Source organism: Cellulomonas sp. NEAU-ZC6 (assembly GCF_056844425.1).
Genome location: NZ_JBXFYH010000005.1, coordinates 47,308 through 64,790, shown reverse-complemented (window position 1 = coordinate 64,790; position 17,483 = coordinate 47,308). Strand labels below are relative to the sequence as shown.

At 73.9% G+C, this 17,483-nt stretch carries 15 protein-coding genes; 10 read left to right on the top strand and 5 right to left on the bottom strand.

Going from position 1 to position 17,483, the window contains the following annotated elements:
* Positions 1-12 precede the first annotated feature (12 nt).
* Together AC1050_RS17905 and AC1050_RS17900 are read left to right on the top strand one after the other, a co-directional pair.
* Positions 13-963, top strand: a complete 951-nt coding sequence (locus AC1050_RS17905; protein ID WP_482388944.1) for a DMT family transporter — start codon at positions 13-15, stop codon at positions 961-963.
* 4 nt (positions 964-967) lie between these two features.
* Entirely contained in the window at positions 968-1,435 is a 468-nt protein-coding gene (locus AC1050_RS17900) for an acyl-CoA thioesterase (protein WP_482388764.1), read from the top strand.
* 18 nt (positions 1,436-1,453) lie between these two features.
* Here the strand turns inward: AC1050_RS17900 and AC1050_RS17895 are convergent, their stop codons facing one another.
* Positions 1,454-2,236: a Cof-type HAD-IIB family hydrolase gene (locus tag AC1050_RS17895; RefSeq protein ID WP_482388763.1), complete on the bottom strand. Its 783-nt coding sequence runs from the start codon at positions 2,234-2,236 to the stop codon at positions 1,454-1,456.
* A gap of 336 nt (positions 2,237-2,572) precedes the next feature.
* On the opposite strand from AC1050_RS17895, the gene AC1050_RS17890 reads away from it, so the two are divergent.
* From AC1050_RS17890 to AC1050_RS17875, 4 genes are all read left to right on the top strand, one after another.
* Positions 2,573-3,379: an SCO4651 family lipoprotein gene (locus AC1050_RS17890; protein WP_482388762.1), complete on the top strand. Its 807-nt coding sequence runs from the start codon at positions 2,573-2,575 to the stop codon at positions 3,377-3,379.
* Between the two features lie 221 nt (positions 3,380-3,600).
* A complete protein-coding gene (locus tag AC1050_RS17885) occupies positions 3,601-6,183 on the top strand; it encodes an ATP-dependent Clp protease ATP-binding subunit (RefSeq protein WP_482388761.1) in 2,583 nt (860 codons plus the stop codon).
* A 133-nt stretch (positions 6,184-6,316) separates the two neighbouring features.
* Positions 6,317-7,348, top strand: coding sequence for a LacI family DNA-binding transcriptional regulator (locus tag AC1050_RS17880; protein WP_482388760.1), 1,032 nt, complete (start codon positions 6,317-6,319; stop codon positions 7,346-7,348).
* Positions 7,349-7,370: 22 nt separating this feature from the next.
* Positions 7,371-8,075 carry an alpha/beta fold hydrolase gene (locus AC1050_RS17875; protein ID WP_482388759.1) on the top strand — a complete coding sequence of 235 codons (705 nt, stop codon included), beginning with the start codon at positions 7,371-7,373 and terminating at the stop codon, positions 8,073-8,075.
* 15 nt (positions 8,076-8,090) lie between these two features.
* Here the strand turns inward: AC1050_RS17875 and AC1050_RS17870 are convergent, their stop codons facing one another.
* A complete protein-coding gene (locus AC1050_RS17870) occupies positions 8,091-8,849 on the bottom strand; it encodes an ABC transporter ATP-binding protein (RefSeq protein ID WP_482388758.1) in 759 nt (252 codons plus the stop codon).
* 153 nt (positions 8,850-9,002) lie between these two features.
* The gene (locus AC1050_RS17865; protein WP_482388757.1) at positions 9,003-10,466 is read right to left on the bottom strand and encodes a sugar porter family MFS transporter; all 1,464 of its coding nucleotides are present in this window, start codon (positions 10,464-10,466) and stop codon (positions 9,003-9,005) included.
* 275 nt (positions 10,467-10,741) lie between these two features.
* On the opposite strand from AC1050_RS17865, the gene AC1050_RS17860 reads away from it, so the two are divergent.
* From AC1050_RS17860 to AC1050_RS17845, 4 genes are all read left to right on the top strand, one after another.
* The gene (locus tag AC1050_RS17860; RefSeq protein WP_482388943.1) at positions 10,742-11,347 is read left to right on the top strand and encodes a hypothetical protein; all 606 of its coding nucleotides are present in this window, start codon (positions 10,742-10,744) and stop codon (positions 11,345-11,347) included.
* A 329-nt stretch (positions 11,348-11,676) separates the two neighbouring features.
* Positions 11,677-12,297, top strand: coding sequence for a DUF47 domain-containing protein (locus AC1050_RS17855; RefSeq protein WP_482388756.1), 621 nt, complete (start codon positions 11,677-11,679; stop codon positions 12,295-12,297).
* Between the two features lie 6 nt (positions 12,298-12,303).
* Positions 12,304-13,308, top strand: coding sequence for an inorganic phosphate transporter (locus tag AC1050_RS17850; protein WP_482388755.1), 1,005 nt, complete (start codon positions 12,304-12,306; stop codon positions 13,306-13,308).
* A gap of 59 nt (positions 13,309-13,367) precedes the next feature.
* Positions 13,368-13,853, top strand: a complete 486-nt coding sequence (locus AC1050_RS17845; RefSeq protein WP_482388754.1) for a septum formation family protein — start codon at positions 13,368-13,370, stop codon at positions 13,851-13,853.
* A 58-nt stretch (positions 13,854-13,911) separates the two neighbouring features.
* Here AC1050_RS17845 and AC1050_RS17840 read toward each other — a convergent pair whose 3' ends face one another.
* Positions 13,912-14,892 carry an NUDIX hydrolase gene (locus AC1050_RS17840; RefSeq protein WP_482388753.1) on the bottom strand — a complete coding sequence of 327 codons (981 nt, stop codon included), beginning with the start codon at positions 14,890-14,892 and terminating at the stop codon, positions 13,912-13,914.
* Complete coding sequence (locus AC1050_RS17835) at positions 14,889-17,414, bottom strand: RNA degradosome polyphosphate kinase (RefSeq protein ID WP_482388752.1); 2,526 nt, start codon at positions 17,412-17,414, stop codon at positions 14,889-14,891. The genes AC1050_RS17840 and AC1050_RS17835 overlap by 4 nt, the downstream gene beginning before the upstream one ends.
* Positions 17,415-17,483: the final 69 nt, after the last annotated feature.

Here is a 17,483-nt window from a genome sequence, read left to right as displayed (position 1 = left end):
CAGTTCGTGGCCATGGGCCTGGTGTGGGGCGCGAGCTTCCTGTTCATGAAGGTGGCGCTCGACGGCACGACGCCGGTGCAGATCGTCTGGACGCGGCTGGTGCTGGGTGCGCTCGCGCTGGGCGCCGTCGTGCTGGTCACCCGCAGCCCGATGCCGCGCACGCGGGCGCTCTGGGGGCACTTCGCGGTGCTCGGCGTGGTGGGCTGCGCCGTGCCGTTCAGCCTGTTCGCCTGGGCCGAGCAGCACGTCGCCTCCGGGGTGGCGTCCATCTACAACGCGACCACCCCGCTGATGACGGCGCTGATGGTGACCCTCGCGTTCCGGGTCGAGCGCCTCACGCGCGAGCGGCTGGCGGGCGTCGCCGTCGGGCTCGCCGGCGTGGTCGTCATCAGCGCGCCCTGGCAGCTCGCCGGCGGGTCCGGGTCGTCCGACCAGATCGCCGGTCAGCTCGCCTGCCTGGGGGCGGCGCTCTGCTACGGCATCACGTTCGGCTACCTCCGGCGGTTCGTCACCCCGCACCGGGTGCCCGCCGTGACGACCGCGTTCCTCCAGGTCGGCTTCGGCGCGGTGGCGCTGCTGCTGCTCACCCCCTGGGTCGTCGCGTCCCCGGTGCGGGCCACCCCGGCGGTCGTCGGCAGCCTCGTCGTGCTGGGCGTCGCGGGCACCGGGCTCGCCTACCTGTGGAACATCAACGTCCTGCTGCGCTGGGGACCGACCGCGACCAGCACCGTCACCTACATCACGCCGGTGGTCGGCGTCGCGCTCGGGGTGCTCGTCCTGGACGAGCGGCTGGGCTGGCACGAGCCCGCCGGCGCCGTGCTGGTGCTGCTCGGCATCCTGCTCGCGCAGGGCCGGCTCCGACGCCGGGCCGCCGTGCCGGCCAGCGCCGCACCCCCGGCCGAGGGCGCGGCGCCCGGCGCGTCCCCGGCGTCCGTCGGCACCCCCGCGCGCGACCTACCCTGAGCAGGTGAGCACCCCCAGCCCCCGGCGCGGCCGCGTGACGATGCAGGTGCGGTGGTCCGACGTGGACCTGTTCGCGCACGTCAACAACGCCGCCTACCTGCGCTACCTGGACGACGCCCGGTTCGCGCTGTTCCCGTCGATGGGCGTCGACCCCGCGGGCCGGCCGACCGACTCCCTGCTGGTGGTCGTCAAGCACGAGATCGAGTACCTCGCGCCGCTGGCGTTCCGCCCGGAGCCGATCGCGGTCGACGTGTGGGTGCCGCGCACCGGCCGGTCGTCCGTGGACTTCGCGTACGAGATCGTGGACGACGCGCCCGCCGCCGCGGGTGCCGAGCCCGTCGTGTACCTGCGGGCGCGGTCGCGGATGGTCCAGCTGGACCGGGAGACGCACCAGTCGCGCCCCTTCGCGCCGGACGAGCGCGCGGTGTTCGAGACCTACCCCGGCGAGGCCCCGGTCCTGCACGGCTGGTGACCGGCGCCGGGCGGCGCGTCAGACCGACGGCACCCCGAGCGCGGCCGCGATCGTGCGGACGACGCCGTCGCGGGTGTGCGCGGGGGCGACGTACCGGGCGCGCGCCCGGACGTCGGGGTGCGCGTTGTCCATCGCGAACGACCAGTGCGCCCCGTCCAGCAGCCCGACGTCGTTCAGGTAGTCGCCGAAGGCCATCGTCTGCGCCGGGGTCACGCCGAGCCGCCGCTGCACCCGCGCCAGCGCGTGGCCCTTGTCGGCGTCCGGGCTCATGACGTCGACCCAGTGCTGCCCGGAGACGACGACGCGGAGCCGGTCGGTCAGGTCGGCGAAGGCCGGTGCGGTCCGCTCCTCCACCGAGCCGAAGTCGAACACCGCGATCTTCAGCACCACGTCGTCCACGTCCGCGAGGTCGTCGACCTGCTGCAGCCAGGCGTAGTGCCGGCGCGCGTGCTCGGCGAACGGGCCGTCACCGCGCTCGATGTAGCCCGCCTTCTGCCCGCAGAGCACCATGCCGACGTCGCCGCCGGCCGCCGCGAGGTCCCGGACCCGCTGGATGACGACGGGCGCCTGGCCCTCGGGCAGCGGGTCCGCCGACAGCGTCGCGCCGCCCTGCACGACGTAGGCGCCGTTCTCCGCGATGTAGACCAGGTCCTCGCCGCGGTCGCCGAACAGCCCGCGCAGGTTGGCGTACTGCCGCCCGCTCGCCGGGACGAACGTGATGCCGCGCCGGTCCATCTCGTCCAGCAGCGGCCACAGCCCGTCCGGCACCCGGCCGTGCTCGTCCAGCAGCGAGCCGTCCATGTCCGACACGATCAGGCGGACGTCGCTCGCGTCCGGCAGGGCGGGCGGGTCCAGGACGGGGCCGGGCGCGGGGGTGGTCGTCGAGGGGGGGCACCGCCCCAGTGTCGCAGGGCGGCGGCCGCCACCGCCGGGTGGCGGACCCGGCGCCGGGCGCACAGCCGTCACCCGGCTGCCGCACCGACGGTGCACACGCAGCGCCGTCGACGGGATACGGTCGTCCCGCCGAGACCGCCCCGCGGGCGTCCGGCGTCGTCAGGGGGCCGGCGGGTGACCGCCGCACCCCGGCGCGCGCCGCCGCCCGGCGCGGCACCCGACCCCTCCCGAGGAGACCCCGTCATGCGCGTCACCCGTGCCACCGCCGTCCTGTCGCTCGCGACGGCCGCCGTCATCGGCCTGTCGGCCTGCTCCTCCGACGGCGGTGCGAAGCCCGAGCGCGGCGCCGAGACCACGGCGGCCGCCGAGGAGGCCGTCGACGCCGGCGACCTCGACCTGACCGCCGAGGACTTCGTCGCGCGCATCACCGAGGCGTCGCAGGCGGCCGGGACCGTCTCGATGGAGATGACGACCGGCGCGGGCGGCCAGACCATGTCGGCCACGGGCGTGCTCCGGTACGGCGAGAGCACGCAGGAGATGGCGATGACGATGGAGGCGCCCGACGCGGGCGGCACCATCGAGCTGCGCGTCGTCGGCGGCATGATCTACATGTCGATGGCGGAGCTCACCGAGGGCAAGTTCATCCAGATCGACCCGGCCGACACCAGCAACCCGCTGGCCCAGTCGTTCGCGCCGATGATGGAGCAGATGGACCCCACGGCCCAGCTGTCCACCTACGAGGGCGCGATCCTCTCGCTCGAGAAGTCCGGCGAGCCCGAGGAGGTCGGCGGCGCGCTGGCGCAGCCGTACACGATGACGATCGACTCGGCGAAGGCCCTGGCGGCCATGGGCGGGGCCGACGCCGCCGGTGCGGCGGACCTGCCGGCCGAGCTCACCTCGACCTACTGGGTCGACGCGGACGACCTGATCCGCCGCGTGCAGTCCGAGACCGCCGGCACCACGGTCGACATGACCATGTCCGGCTGGGGCGAGCCGGTCGAGATCGTCGCGCCGACGGCCGACCAGCTCACCGAGATCCCGGGGTTCTGAGCGCGCCGCACCCCGCAGACCCGCACCGACCGCGAGGCCGGCACCCCGCACGGGGTGCCGGCCTCGCGGCGTGGCGGGGCGGCCCCGTCACGCCAGGGGCGAACACGGGACGCCCCGGGGCACCCCCGCCGTTAGCATCGAACAACGCCGCCTCGTCGTGCGTGCGACCGGGCACCTGGCCCCGTCCCCGCCGACGAGCACGCCGCTCGTGAGGAGTGCACATGTTCGAGAGATTCACGGACCGAGCCCGTCGCGTGGTCGTCCTCGCCCAGGAAGAGGCGCGGATGCTCAACCACAACTACATCGGCACCGAGCACATCCTCCTGGGCCTGATCCACGAGGGGGAGGGTGTCGCGGCCAAGGCCCTCGAGTCGCTGAACATCTCGCTCGACGCGGTGCGCGCCCAGGTGCAGGAGATCATCGGCGAGGGCCAGCAGGCCCCGAGCGGGCACATCCCGTTCACGCCGCGTGCCAAGAAGGTGCTGGAGCTGTCGCTGCGGGAGGCCCTGCAGCTCGGCCACAACTACATCGGGACCGAGCACATCCTGCTCGGCCTCATCCGCGAGGGCGAGGGCGTCGCCGCCCAGGTCCTCGGCAAGCTCGGCGCGGACCTGAACCGCGTCCGCCAGCAGGTCATCCAGCTGCTGTCGGGCTACCAGGGCAAGGAGCCCGTCGCCGCCGGCGGCCCGCAGGAGGGTCAGCCCTCGGGCTCGGCCGTCCTCGACCAGTTCGGCCGCAACCTGACGCAGGCCGCCCGCGAGGGCAAGCTCGACCCGGTCATCGGGCGCGAGAAGGAGATCGAGCGGGTCATGCAGGTGCTGTCCCGCCGCACCAAGAACAACCCGGTGCTGATCGGCGAGCCCGGCGTCGGCAAGACGGCGGTCGTCGAGGGCCTCGCCCAGGACATCGTCCGCGGCGACGTGCCGGAGACGCTGAAGGACAAGCAGCTCTACACGCTGGACCTCGGCGCCCTGGTCGCCGGCTCCCGCTACCGCGGTGACTTCGAGGAGCGCCTGAAGAAGGTCCTCAAGGAGATCCGCACCCGCGGCGACATCATCCTGTTCATCGACGAGATCCACACCCTCGTGGGTGCGGGTGCCGCCGAGGGCGCGATCGACGCCGCCAGCATCCTCAAGCCGATGCTGGCCCGCGGCGAGCTGCAGACGGTCGGCGCGACCACCCTGGACGAGTACCGCAAGTACGTGGAGAAGGACCCGGCCCTCGAGCGCCGGTTCCAGCCCATCCAGGTGTCCGAGCCGAACCTGACGCACGCCATCGAGATCCTCAAGGGCCTGCGCGACCGGTACGAGGCGCACCACCGCGTGTCGATCACGGACGGCGCCCTCGTGGCCGCCGCGACGCTGGCCGACCGGTACGTCAACGACCGGTTCCTGCCGGACAAGGCGATCGACCTGGTCGACGAGGCCGGCGCCCGCCTGCGGATCCGCCGGATGACGGCTCCGCCGGAGCTGCGCGAGCTGGACGAGCAGATCTCGGACACGCGCCGCGACAAGGAGTCGGCGATCGACGAGCAGGACTTCGAGAAGGCCGCGCGCCTGCGCGACCAGGAGAAGCAGCTCGGCCTCAAGCGCCAGGAGAAGGAGAAGGCCTGGAAGTCGGGCGACCTGGACGCGGTCGCCGAGGTCGACGAGGAGCTCATCGCCGAGGTGCTGGCGCTGGCCACCGGGATCCCGGTGTTCAAGCTCACCGAGGAGGAGTCGAGCCGCCTGCTGCACATGGAGGACGAGCTGCACAAGCGCGTCGTCGGGCAGGAGTCGGCGATCAAGGCGCTCTCCCAGGCGATCCGCCGCACCCGTGCCGGCCTCAAGGACCCGAAGCGCCCCGGTGGCTCGTTCATCTTCGCCGGCCCCACCGGCGTCGGGAAGACCGAGCTCGCCAAGGCGCTCGCGGAGTTCCTGTTCGGTGACGAGGACGCGCTGATCCAGCTCGACATGTCCGAGTTCTCGGAGAAGCACACCGTGTCGCGGCTGTTCGGCTCGCCCCCCGGCTACGTCGGGTACGACGAGGGCGGCCAGCTCACCGAGAAGGTCCGGCGCAAGCCGTTCTCGGTCGTGCTGTTCGACGAGGTCGAGAAGGCGCACGCGGACATCTTCAACTCGCTGCTGCAGATCCTCGAGGACGGTCGCCTGACCGACTCGCAGGGCCGGGTGGTCGACTTCAAGAACACCGTCATCATCATGACCACGAACCTCGGCACCCGGGACATCGCCAAGGGCGTCCAGACCGGCTTCCAGGCCGGCGGCGACCTGTCGACGTCGTACGAGCGCATGAAGTCCAAGGTCAACGACGAGCTCAAGACGCACTTCCGTCCGGAGTTCCTCAACCGCGTCGACGACGTGGTCGTGTTCCCGCAGCTCTCGCAGCCGGAGATCTTCCAGATCGTCGACCTGATGATCGCGAAGCTCGACGCCCGCCTGCGCGACAAGGACATGGGCATCGAGCTCACCGAGGCGGCCAAGAAGCTGCTCTCGGAGAAGGGCTACGACCCGGTCCTGGGTGCCCGGCCGCTGCGCCGCGCGATCCAGCGGGAGATCGAGGACGCGCTGTCCGAGAAGATCCTGTTCGGGGAGCTGCACGCGGGTCAGCAGATCGTCGTGGACGCCCACGGCGAGGGCCTGCTCGGCGAGTTCGTGTTCCGCGGCGAGGAGCGTGCCGCTCGCGCCAAGGAGCCGGTCGTCGCCGGGGCACGCTCGGCGGGGACGCCGGGCTCCGGCGCGGACGTCCCGCCGGCGCCGCCGATGCCGTCGTCCGGTGACGGCGGCACGGGGCTCCTGCCCGCCTGACGCAGCACCGCCACGAGGGCCGGGTGCGCACCGCGAGGTGCGCACCCGGCCCTCGCGCTTTCACCCTCCCGCCTGGGTGGGAGCACCCAGCCCCTCCGCGGGCCCTCGGAGGGAAGGCGCCTACCGTGGCCGGATGGCGGGACAGGTGACGCTCAGCGACGTGGCCCGGGAGGCGGGTGTCTCCCTGGCGACGGCGTCGCGCGCGCTCAACGGCAGCGCGAACCGGACCGTCGGGGCCGACCTGCGCCAGCGGGTCCAGGCCGCCGCCGCGCGGCTGCGCTACTCGCCCGACGGCATCGCCCAGGCCATGGCCCGGGGCCGGACGACCGCCCTCGGCCTGGTCGTGCACGACATCGCCGACCCGACCACCGCGGCCATCGCGGCGGGCGTCGCGGCGGCCGCCGACGACGCGGGCCTCACCGTCACGCTCGCCTGCTCGGGCCCGGACCCCGCACGCCAGGCCGAGCTCGTCGCGTCCATGGAGCGGCACCGGGCCCGCGGCGTGGTGCTGGTCGGCGGGCTCACCGGCGACGCGGAGACGGACGCGGCCCTGCGCGCCGCGCTCGACTCGTTCCGGGCCGTGGGCGGGGCGGTCGCCGTGATCGGCCGCGCCGACCTCGGGGGCGACACCGTGGTGGTCGGCGACCGGGACGGCGCGGCCGACCTCGCGCGCGCCTTGCACGGCCGCGGCTACCGCCGGTTCGCCGTGCTGGGCGGCTCCGACGGGCACGTGGCCGCCGCCGAGCGTCGCGACGGGTTCGCGGACGCGCTCACCGGGCTCGGCTGCCCGGTGCCCGACCACCACCTGCTCCCGGCCGCCGCCACGCGGGACGGCGGGTACGAGGCGATGACCCGGCTGCTGGCGGCGCGCGGTGACGTGCAGGCCGTCTTCGCGGTCAGCGACGCCATGGCGCTCGGCGCCCTGGCCGCGGCGCGGGAGGCCGGCGTCGCGGTCCCCGGCGACCTGGCCCTGGCCGGGTTCGACGGGGTGGCCGCCCTGCGGGACGCCGTGCCCGGCCTCACGACCGTGCGGCTGCCGCTGGCCCGGATCGGCGCCGAGGCGACCCGGCTGGCGCTGCAGCAGGCCGGGCCGGACCCGGTGCACGTGCCCGTGGCGGGGGAGGTCGTGCTGGGCGCGACGACCCCGCTGCTCGCGGACGGCTGACCCGCGGCGCTAGCGTCGGGGGATGCCCCAGGTGCCGCCCGAGCTCGTCGCCGGCCTGCACGTCGAGCGCGTGGGCGCCGGACCGACCGTCGTCCTGCTGCACGGCAACGGCGAGGACCTGACCTCGCTCGCACCGGTCGCGGCCCTGCTGGCCGCGCACGCGCGGGTCCTCTCCGTCGACTCCCGTGGCCACGGTCGCTCGCCCCGCGGCGACGGGCCCCTGACGATCGCGCGCATGGCCGACGACGTCGCGGCGGTGCTCGCTGCCGAGGCCACCGGGCCGGTGGACGTCGTGGGGTTCTCCGACGGGGGCAACGTGGCGCTGATGCTCGCCCTGCGGCACCCGGAGCTCGTCCGGGCGCTCGTCGTCTACGGGGCCAACACCGAGCCCCGGGGCCTGACCGCACGGGCACAGGTCCAGGTGACGGCGCAGTGGGTCCGCGAGCGGGTGGCCGGGGTGGTCAGCCCGGCAGCGCGCGCACGGGCCGAGGTGACCGACCTGATGGTGCACCAGCCGCGGATCCCGCTGCGGGCGCTCGCGCGGATCACCGTCCCGGTGCTCGTCGCCGCCGGGGAGCGCGACGTCGTGCGGCGGTCGCACACCGAGGCGGTCGCCGCGCACCTGCCCGCCGGGCGGTGCGTCGTCGTGCCGGGTGCGGACCACGGGCTGCCGCTGTCGGACCCGGCGACGTTCGCGGCGCTCGTCCGGGAGCTCCTCAACGCCTGACGCAGGAGACCGCGGTCAGCGGAACGCCCCCACCGCCTCCGGGAACGCCTCGGCGAGCTCCCGCGTGTCCTCGTGCTGCGGCTCCGCGAGCAGCCGCCGCAGCGGCCCGGACTCGACGATCTGCCCGTCGGCCAGCACGTGCACGGTGTCGGTGAGCCGGTCGACCATGCGCAGGTCGTGCGACACCACCAGCAGGCCCACCCCGGCGGCCGCCAGGTCGACCAGCTGGTCCGCGACGGCCTCGCGCAGCGCGGGGTCGAGCGCGGTGGCGGGCTCGTCCAGCACGAGGATCTCGGGCCGGGACGCGAGCGCGTCCGCCAGCGCGAGCCGCTGCTTCTCGCCGCCGGACAGCGAGTGCAGGGTGCGGGGCAGGTAGCGGGGCTCGAGCCCGACGCGGGCCAGCACCTCCGCGGGCTCCTGCCCGCTGGCGCGGCCGGCCTTGCGGGCGTCCTTGAGGGTCGCGTCGAGCACCTTCTCGACCGTGGTCCGGGAGTCGATCCCGACCATCCCGTTCTGGTGCACGGCGCGGACCAGCGACCGGAAGGTCGTGGTCTCCTTGCGGGACATCTTCGCGACGGGGCGGCTTCCGTAGGAGGCGCGGCCCTGCGTCGTCTTCTGCCGGCCGAGCAGCACCTGCACGAGCGTGGACTTGCCGACCCCCGACCGGCCGATGATGCCGACGGTCTCGCCCGGCGCGACCGACAGGCTGACGCCCGCGAGCACGGGCGCGCCGCCGTACCCGGCCCAGACGTCGTGCGCGGCGAGCGCGGTCATCGGGTCGCCTCCGCGGCTCGGGTGGTGTGCTGCGTGCGGTCAGGCGTTCCCACGGTGCTGCGTCCCTTCGAGCGATGACCGGCGTCGAGTGACAACGGCCGGGCCCCCCCGCGAAGTTTCCGCGAGGGGCCCGGCCGAGGGCAAACCGAGCGGTCAGCGCGTCACCGGCCGCTGCCGGCGCTGGCGCGCCGGGCCGAGGTTCTCCATGTCCTCGAGCTCGACGCCCTTGGTCTCGGGCACCTTGCTGAGGACGAAGAAGAACGACAGGGCCGCGAAGACCGCGTACATCAGGTACGGGCCGGTCGCGCCGAACTGGTCGAGCATCGGCGGGAACGAGACCGTGATGAGGAAGTTCGCGATCCACTGCGCCGCGGCGGCGACGCCGAGCGCGGCGGCGCGGATGCGGTTCGGGAACATCTCGCCCAGCAGCACCCAGACCAGCGGGCCCCACGAGGCGCCGAAGAACACGACGAAGGCGTTGGCGGCGACGAGCGCGACCGGGCCCCACGGCGAGGGCAGCGACACGTCCTCGCCCGACCCGGAGGCCTGGGTGAACGCGAGGGCCATGATCCCCAGCGAGATCGCCATGCCGGCGGAGCCGGTGAGCAGGATCGGCCGGCGGCCGACCTTGTCGATCAGCGCGATCGCGATGAACGTGACGGCGACGTTGGTGACGGCGGTGATGGTCGAGACCAGGAACGACTGGCTCTCGTCGAAGCCGACGGCCTGCCATAGCGTCGTCGAGTAGTAGAAGATCACGTTGATGCCGACGAACTGCTGGAAGACGGACAGCAGGATGCCGACCCAGACCACCGGCAGCAGGCCGAAGCGCGGGCCGCGCAGGGTGGCCTGCTCCTCGAGCGCCTTGTCCTTCTCGATGGTGTTCTCGATCTGGGCGACCCGCTCGCGCGCGTCCTCGTCCGGGCCGAGCACGCCCTGGAGGACCGCCACCGCCTCGTCGTGCCGGCCCTTGGCCACGAGGTAGCGCGGGGACTCGGGGATCCGCAGCGCGAGGATGCCGTAGACCGCGGCGGGCACGACGGCGACCAGGAACATCCACCGCCAGGCCTCCCAGCCCAGCCACAGGACCTCGCCGGCGCCGCCCGCGGCCTCCTGCAGCAGCTGGTCGGAGAGCAGGGCGGCGAAGATGCCGAGGGTGATCGCGAGCTGCTGCAGCGAACCGAGGCGACCGCGCAGCGCGGCGGGGGCGATCTCGGCGATGTAGGCGGGCGCGATCACCGAGGCGATGCCGATGCCGACGCCGGCCAGGATGCGCCAGATGATCAGGTCCCAGACGCTGAACGCGATCGCGGACAGGATCGAGGACACGAAGAAGAGCACGGCGCCGAGCACCATGACCTTGGTGCGGCCCCAGTGGTCGGCCAGCCGGCCACCGGCCCACGCGCCGAACGCGCAGCCGAGCAGGGCGACGGCCACGGCGAACCCGGTCAGGGTGGCGCCGAGCTCGAACTGGTCCTGGATCGCGTCGACGGCGCCGTTGATCACCGACGAGTCGAACCCGAACAGGAAGCCACCGACCGCGGCGGCGACCGCCAGGCCGATCGCCTTGTTGTGCGACGGGTGCTTCCCCGCCGGTCGTGCGCTGCTCTCCGCCATCGCCTTCTCCTAGCTCCTGCTCTCGAAGCGGGTACGCCACCTCGTCCGGAGCACGTCGTCGGGCAACGGTCGAAGGCGAACCCCACCTTTCACCCGCTGAGCACATCGCGCACCCGCAACCGGGCACGACGACGCGCGGCGGGGAGCCTAACCCCGCGACCCGCGGGTCCGCGCACCGGGAGGCCCGCACGCGACGCACGTCACGATCGGGCGCACAATCGTGTTCCGTGACGTCCGACCACGGTTCCTCCCGGCCCCGCTTCCGCCGCCCGGCGATGCTCGACCCGCGCGACGCGGACCAGCTGCCGGGCGACATGGACCCCGCCCTGCGCTCGCAGGTCGCGCACACCACGGCGTCCGCGATCGTGCACCGGGGCCGCGCGGCGGGCGAGGACGACCCGGCGCTGGTCGAGCGTCTCGTGCGCCTGGTGGAGCACGAGGGGCTCGACGTCGTCGCCGCGCTGTGGGCCGACAGCCCCGCGACGACCCTGCCGGGCACGCTGTGGCGCCTGTACGTGCTGCGGGAGTGGGTCCGGCGCGACCCCCGCACGCTGGCGGACCGGTACCGCCTGGGCATCGAGGCCGCTCCGGTGCACCACGTGGTCGTCGGCGTGGTGAGCCCGCCCGGCCCGGAGGAGCTGCGCGTCGTGCTGGACGCGGTGCTGTCCGGCGTCTGGACCGGCGACCTCGACGTCGCCCTGGAGCGCGGGGCGGCGTTCTGCCGGGTGCTCGCGACCGGCGCCGCCTTCGACGCCGACCACCTGGACCACGCGCCCGACGACTCGTCCGCCCGCCTCACCCGCAGCGCGGGGTCGCTGGTCCGCACCGCCGAGGAGCTCGAGCAGGCCGCGCACCTGTGGCGGTCCGGCTCCCTGGAGTGACCGCCCGCCGTGTTCCCGCCCCGGGCGTGGTGATGCTCACGGGCCCCGGCCGTGCCCCACGGGCGTGGGGCGCGTAAACTCGACGCAGACGTCGGGCCGCGGTAGCCCCGGGCTCCATCTCAAGCCGCTTCGAGCGGCCGTGCGCCGAGAGGCGCTCCCGGTCCGGCGTCGCCCCCTTCTCCCGGCGTCGGGTCCGCGCGCCCGTGGCACCGGGACGACACCGGCGAGATGCCGGGCGTCCACCTGGGGTTCACCGACGCGGTTGTGAGTTCACCGGTTGGCTGCCCTAGCCTGTGCCTGACAAGAGCACCCTCTCCCCGGAGCCTCACGTGCGCCTGCGCCTCACCCCGCGCGACACCTCGTTCTTCGACCTCCTGGCCGCGTCTGCGGCGCACCTCGTGACCGGCGCGAACCTGCTGGCCGAGCTGCTCGGGGCCGACCGGCCGGCCCGCAAGGCGCTCGCCAAGCAGATCAACGAGGTCGAGCACCTCGCCGACGAGGCGACCCACACGATCATGCGGCGCCTGAACCAGACGTTCGTCACCCCGTTCGACCGGGACGACATCTACGGCCTGGCGTCGGCGCTCGACGACTGCATGGACTTCATGGAGGAGGCCGCCGACCTCATCGTCCTGTACAAGCTGGACGAGCTGCCGGCGCGGGTGTCCGACCAGGTCCAGGTGCTGCAGCGCTCGGCCGAGCTGACCGCCGAGGCGATGCCCCGGCTGCGGTCCATGGACTCGCTGTCCGAGTACTGGATCGAGGTCAACCGGCTCGAGAACCAGGCGGACAAGATCCACCGGAAGCTGCTCGCGCAGATGTTCGACGAGATCACCGACGCCATCCTGCTCATGAAGCTGAAGGAGGTGGTCGAGAAGCTCGAGGACGCTGCCGACGCCTTCGAGAAGGTCGCGAACATGGTCGAGACCATCGCGCTCAAGGAGTCCTGAGCACCGGTGGAACTCGCGCTCGTCGTGGTCGTTGTCGCGTTCGCGCTCGGCTTCGACTACACCAACGGCTTCCACGACGCCGCCAACGCCATCGCCACCTCGGTGTCGACGCGTGCCCTGACGCCCCGGGCCGCGCTCATCATGGCGGCCGTGTTCAACCTGGTCGGCGCGCTGCTCGGCACGCACGTCGCGACGACCATCGCGCACGACATCATCAGCATCAGCGACGTCTCCGCGCACGAGGGCCTGGTCATCGTGCTGTCCGCGCTGATCGGGGCGATCACCTGGAACCTCATCACGTGGTGGCTCGGGCTGCCGTCGTCCTCCACGCACGCGCTGATCGGCGGCCTGGCCGGCGTCGGCGTCGCGTCCCGCGTGACCGTGCACTGGGACGCGATCCTCGACAAGGTCGTCCTGCCGATGGTGCTGTCGCCGCTGGTGGGCTTCGGGGTCGCGTTCCTCGTGATGGTCGGCGTGCTGTGGCTGGTCCGGCGGGCGTCCCCCGCCCCGGCCCAGCGCCGGTTCCGCCTCGCGCAGACGGCGTCCGCGGCGGCCATGGCCCTCGGGCACGGCCTGCAGGACGCGCAGAAGACCATGGGCGTGATCGTCCTGGCGCTGATCGCCGGCGGGTTCCACGACAACAACGACGAGATCCCGCTCTGGGTGAAGCTGTCCGCGGCCACGGCGATCTCGCTCGGCACCTACTCCGGCGGCTGGCGCATCATGCGCACGCTGGGCCGGAAGATCATCGAGCTGGACCCCGCGCGCGGCTTCGTCGCCGAGTCGGTGTCCGCGATCGTGCTCTACCTCAACGCCTACTGGCTGCACGCACCGGTGTCGACGACGCACACCATCACCTCGGCGATCATGGGCGTCGGTGCCACCAAGCGGCTGTCGGCCGTGCGCTGGGGCGTCGCGAAGAACATCGGCGTCGCCTGGGTGCTGACCATCCCCGCCGCCGCGCTGGTGGCGGCCGGCGTGTACCTGGTGCTGAACCTCTTCCTGGGCTGAGCGGGTGACGCGCGCCGTCGTGGTGGACAGCGCGCCCCGCCGGACGGTTGACTCGGGCTATGACTGTGCGAACCCTGACTGCCCGCTGTGCCCTCGCTGTGCTGGCGGGCGCCTCGGCGCTCGCCCTGACGGCCTGCGGGCCCGAGGCGGCCCAGCGCGACGAGGCGTCGGGGGAGATCACCGCCTCGGCCGACGCCGACGTGTTCTCGCTCGAGGTCGGTGACTGCCTCGACATGGAGGCGGCCACGGAGACCGAGGTCGAGACGCTGCCGACCGTCCCGTGCGGCGACCCGCACGACGGCGAGGTGTACGCCGAGAACGAGCTGACGGGCGACGAGGTCCCGGCGGACCTGGAGGACCAGGCCGGCACGTTCTGCTACGACGCGTTCGAGCCGTTCATCGGGATGACCTACGAGGAGTCGACCCTCGACTTCAGCTACCTCGCGCCGACCCCGGCGTCCTGGGACGAGGGCGACCGCGCGGTGCAGTGCGTCCTGCTGAGCCCCGAGCCCGTCACCGGCACGCTGGAGGGCGCGGCGGTCTGACCCGCCCCCGAGCTCGCCGGACGGCGCGTCCCCGCTGCGGGGGCGCGCCGTCCGCGTGTCAGGCGAGCGGCGTGTGCAGCTCGACCGCCTCGACGCGGACGCCGTCCTCGCCGTCGCGGACCACGTGGCAGACCAGCGCCTGGCCGGGTCGCAGGTACGGGTTCGCCTCGGGCAGCTGGGCGCGGACCCGACCGGGCGCGTGGGCGCCGACGACCTGCAGGACGGTCGGCAGCACGGGCCGGTGGGTGCAGAGCGCCACGTCGGTGCCCGACCCGAGCACGGCGGCGACGACGTCGGCGGTCTTCTCGGGGGAGTCCGCGTGGTCGGCCTCGGTCAGCGGCTCCCGCTGCACCGGGTCGATGCCGGCGGCGGTGGTGTACGGCTCGACGGTCGAGCCGCAGCGCAGCCACGGGCTGGTCACGACGTCCGCGACCCCGTAGGCGGACAGCACCGGGACCAGGGCCTTCGCCTGCAGCCGGCCGACGTCGGTCAGCGGCCGGGTGCCCTCCTCGCCGCCCCACGAGGCGCGGCTGCGGGCGCGCCCGTGCCGCACGACAGCGACGGCGCGCGTGTCGAGGCGGCCCTTCTCGTACGCCTCGACGAGCGCGTCCAGCGGCTCCCGGTCGACCTCGCGGGTGAGCCGGCGGCGCGCGACGTCGACGTCCATCCAGCGGACCGCGTCGATCTCGTCCTTGGACGCGCGGGCGGCGGGCGGGCGCGCCTGCACGGCGGCCCGGTCCGGGCGGCCGGCCACCTGCGCGGCCCAGTACCGCACCCGCTTGCGCCGGCCGTCGGACAGCACGTACTCCAGGCCGGGCAGCGGCCGGCCGAGCACGACCTCGAGCCCGACCTCCTCCTCGACCTCGCGGACCGCGGCGGTGGTCACGTGCTCCCCGGGCTCGAGCTTGCCCTTCGGCCAGGACCAGTCCTTGTACCGGGGCCGGTGCACGAGCACGACCTGCAGGCGCCCCTGGCGGACCCGCCAGACCAGCGCACCCGCGGCCTCGACGACCGTGCCCGGACCGGGGTTCCGCGTCACCGTGCGGCGCCCAGGCGGCGGCGCTGACGGTAGATGAGCATCGACTGCAGGTCGCGCAGCGGGCCCTCGTCACCGGACGCGTGCCGGGTCCACGCGCCGTCCGCGCCGAGGTGCCACGACGACGTGCCGTCGTCCATCGACTCGTCGAGCAGCTGCACGAGGTCCGCGACCTGGTCCGGGTCGGACAGCCGCACCAGGGCCTCGACGCGGCGGTCGAGGTTGCGGTGCATGAGGTCCGCGGAGCCGATGTAGACCTCGGGGCCGGGGAGCCGGTCGCCCTCGTCGTCGCGGGCGGCGTCGGCGACCTCCCGGGGCACGCCCGCGTCCGCGGCGAACGCGTAGATGCGGGAGTGCTCCAGGAACCGGCCGAGGATGGAGCGCACGCGCACGGTCTCCGACAGCCCCGGGACGCCCGGGCGCAGGGCGCAGATGCCGCGCACGCACAGGTCGATGGGCACGCCGGCCTGCGACGCCCGGTACAGCGCGTCGATGGTCTCCTCGTCGACCATCGAGTTGACCTTGAGCTTGATCCAGGACGGCCGGCCGGCCCGGGCTGCCCGGGCCTCGCGGTCGATCCGCTCGATCAGGCCCGACCGCACGGAGCGGGGCGCGACCAGCAGGCGGTGGAACCGGGACTTCGGCGCGTAGCCGGACAGCTGGTTGAACAGCCGGGTCAGGTCCTGGCCCACGTCCGGGTCCGCGGTGAGCAGGCCCAGGTCGGTGTAGATCCGCGCCGTCTTCGGGTTGTAGTTGCCGGTGCCGACGTGGCAGTACCGGCGCAGCCCGTCCGACTCCTGGCGCACGACCAGCGACAGCTTGGCGTGCGTCTTGAGCCCGACGATGCCGTAGACCACGTGCACCCCGGCCTGCTCGAGCTTGCGGGCCCACTCGATGTTGGCCTGCTCGTCGAACCGCGCCTTGATCTCGACCAGCGCCAGGACCTGCTTGCCCGCCTCGGCGGCGTCGATCAGGGCGTCGACGATCGGGGAGTCGCCCGACGTCCGGTACAGCGTCTGCTTGATGGCCAGCACCTTGGGGTCGGCGGCGGCCTGCTCGAGGAACGTCTGCACCGAGGTGGAGAACGAGTCGTACGGGTGGTGCAGCAGGATGTCGCGCGCCCGGATGGCGGCGAAGACGTCGGTCGGGTTGGCGCTCTCGACCTCGGCGAGGAACCGGTGCGTGGTCGGCACGAACCGCGGGTACTGCAGGTCCGCGCGGTCCAGGTCGGCGACGGTGTTCAGGCCGGTGTGGTCGAGCGGCGCGGGCAGCTCGTACACCTCCTCCTCGGCGACGCCGAGCTCCCGGACCAGCAGCTGCCGGATGCGGGGGCTGATGGTGTCGGCGATCTCCAGGCGGACCGGCGGGCCGAACTTGCGGCGCAGCAGCTCCTTCTCCATCGCCTGGAGCAGGTTCTCGGCGTCGTCCTCCTCGACCTCCACGTCCTCGTTGCGGGTGACGCGGAACGAGTGGTGCTCGCGCACCTCCATGCCGGGGAACAGCTGGTCGAGGTGCTGGGAGATGACGTCCTCGACCGGCACGAACGACATCGGCGCGCGGTCGGTGGGCGCCTGGGACGGCGCGGCGCTCGGCCGGCCCCGTCCGTCGACGGCGATGTACCGGGGCAGCAGCGGTGGCACCTTGACGCGGGCGAAGTGCTCCTTGCCCGTCGTCGGGTTGGCCACGACGACCGCCAGGTTGAGCGACAGGCCGGAGATGTAGGGGAACGGGTGCGCCGGGTCGACGGCCAGCGGGGTGAGGACCGGGAAGATCTGCTTGCGGAAGTACTTGCGCAGCCGGTCCTGCTCGGCCTCGCCCAGCTCCTCCCAGTGCACCAGCGTGATGCCCTCGCCGACGAGCGCGGGCTGCACCTGGTCGGCGAACACGCGCGCGTGCCGCTCGGCGAGCTCGTGCGCGCGCACGCTGATCGCCTCGAGCACCCGGCGCGGGCTCATCCCCGACGCCGCGGTGACGGCCAGGCCCGTCGCGATGCGGCGCTTGAGGCCGGCGACGCGGACCATGAAGAACTCGTCGAGGTTCGACGCGAAGATCGCCAGGTAGCGCACCCGCTCCAGCAGCGGCTGCGTGGGGTCCTCGGCCAGCTGCAGCACCCGCTCGTTGAACGCCAGCCAGCTCAGCTCGCGGTCGAGGAACCGGTCGTCGGGCAGCGGCGTGGGCTCCGCGGGGGCGCGGTGCGGCGCGTCCGACGGCAGCGGCGCGATGTGCTCGGCGATGTGCGCGGCCAGCTCCGGCGCGAGCGGGCGGGTGCGCGCGGCCGGGGCCGACGTCACCGGGGTGGGCGCCGTCGTGGTGCCCGAGCCGCCGTCCGACGTCGCCGTGGTGCCGCGACCGCGGGCGCCACCGGACCGGGAGGTGCCGGAGCGCGCCGTGCCCGACCGGGCCGTGCCGCCGGACCGGGCCGTGCGGCCGGTGCTCGTCGCGGTGCGGCCGTCGGTGGACGCGGCCGACGTGGTGCGGCGGGGGCGGCCCTCGGCCGCACCGTCGGAGGAGGAGGCGTCGCTCATCCCCACATGGTGGCACGCGGGGTTGAACAGCACGCGGCGGCCGGGGGTCCGTCCGCACGCACGTGGGCG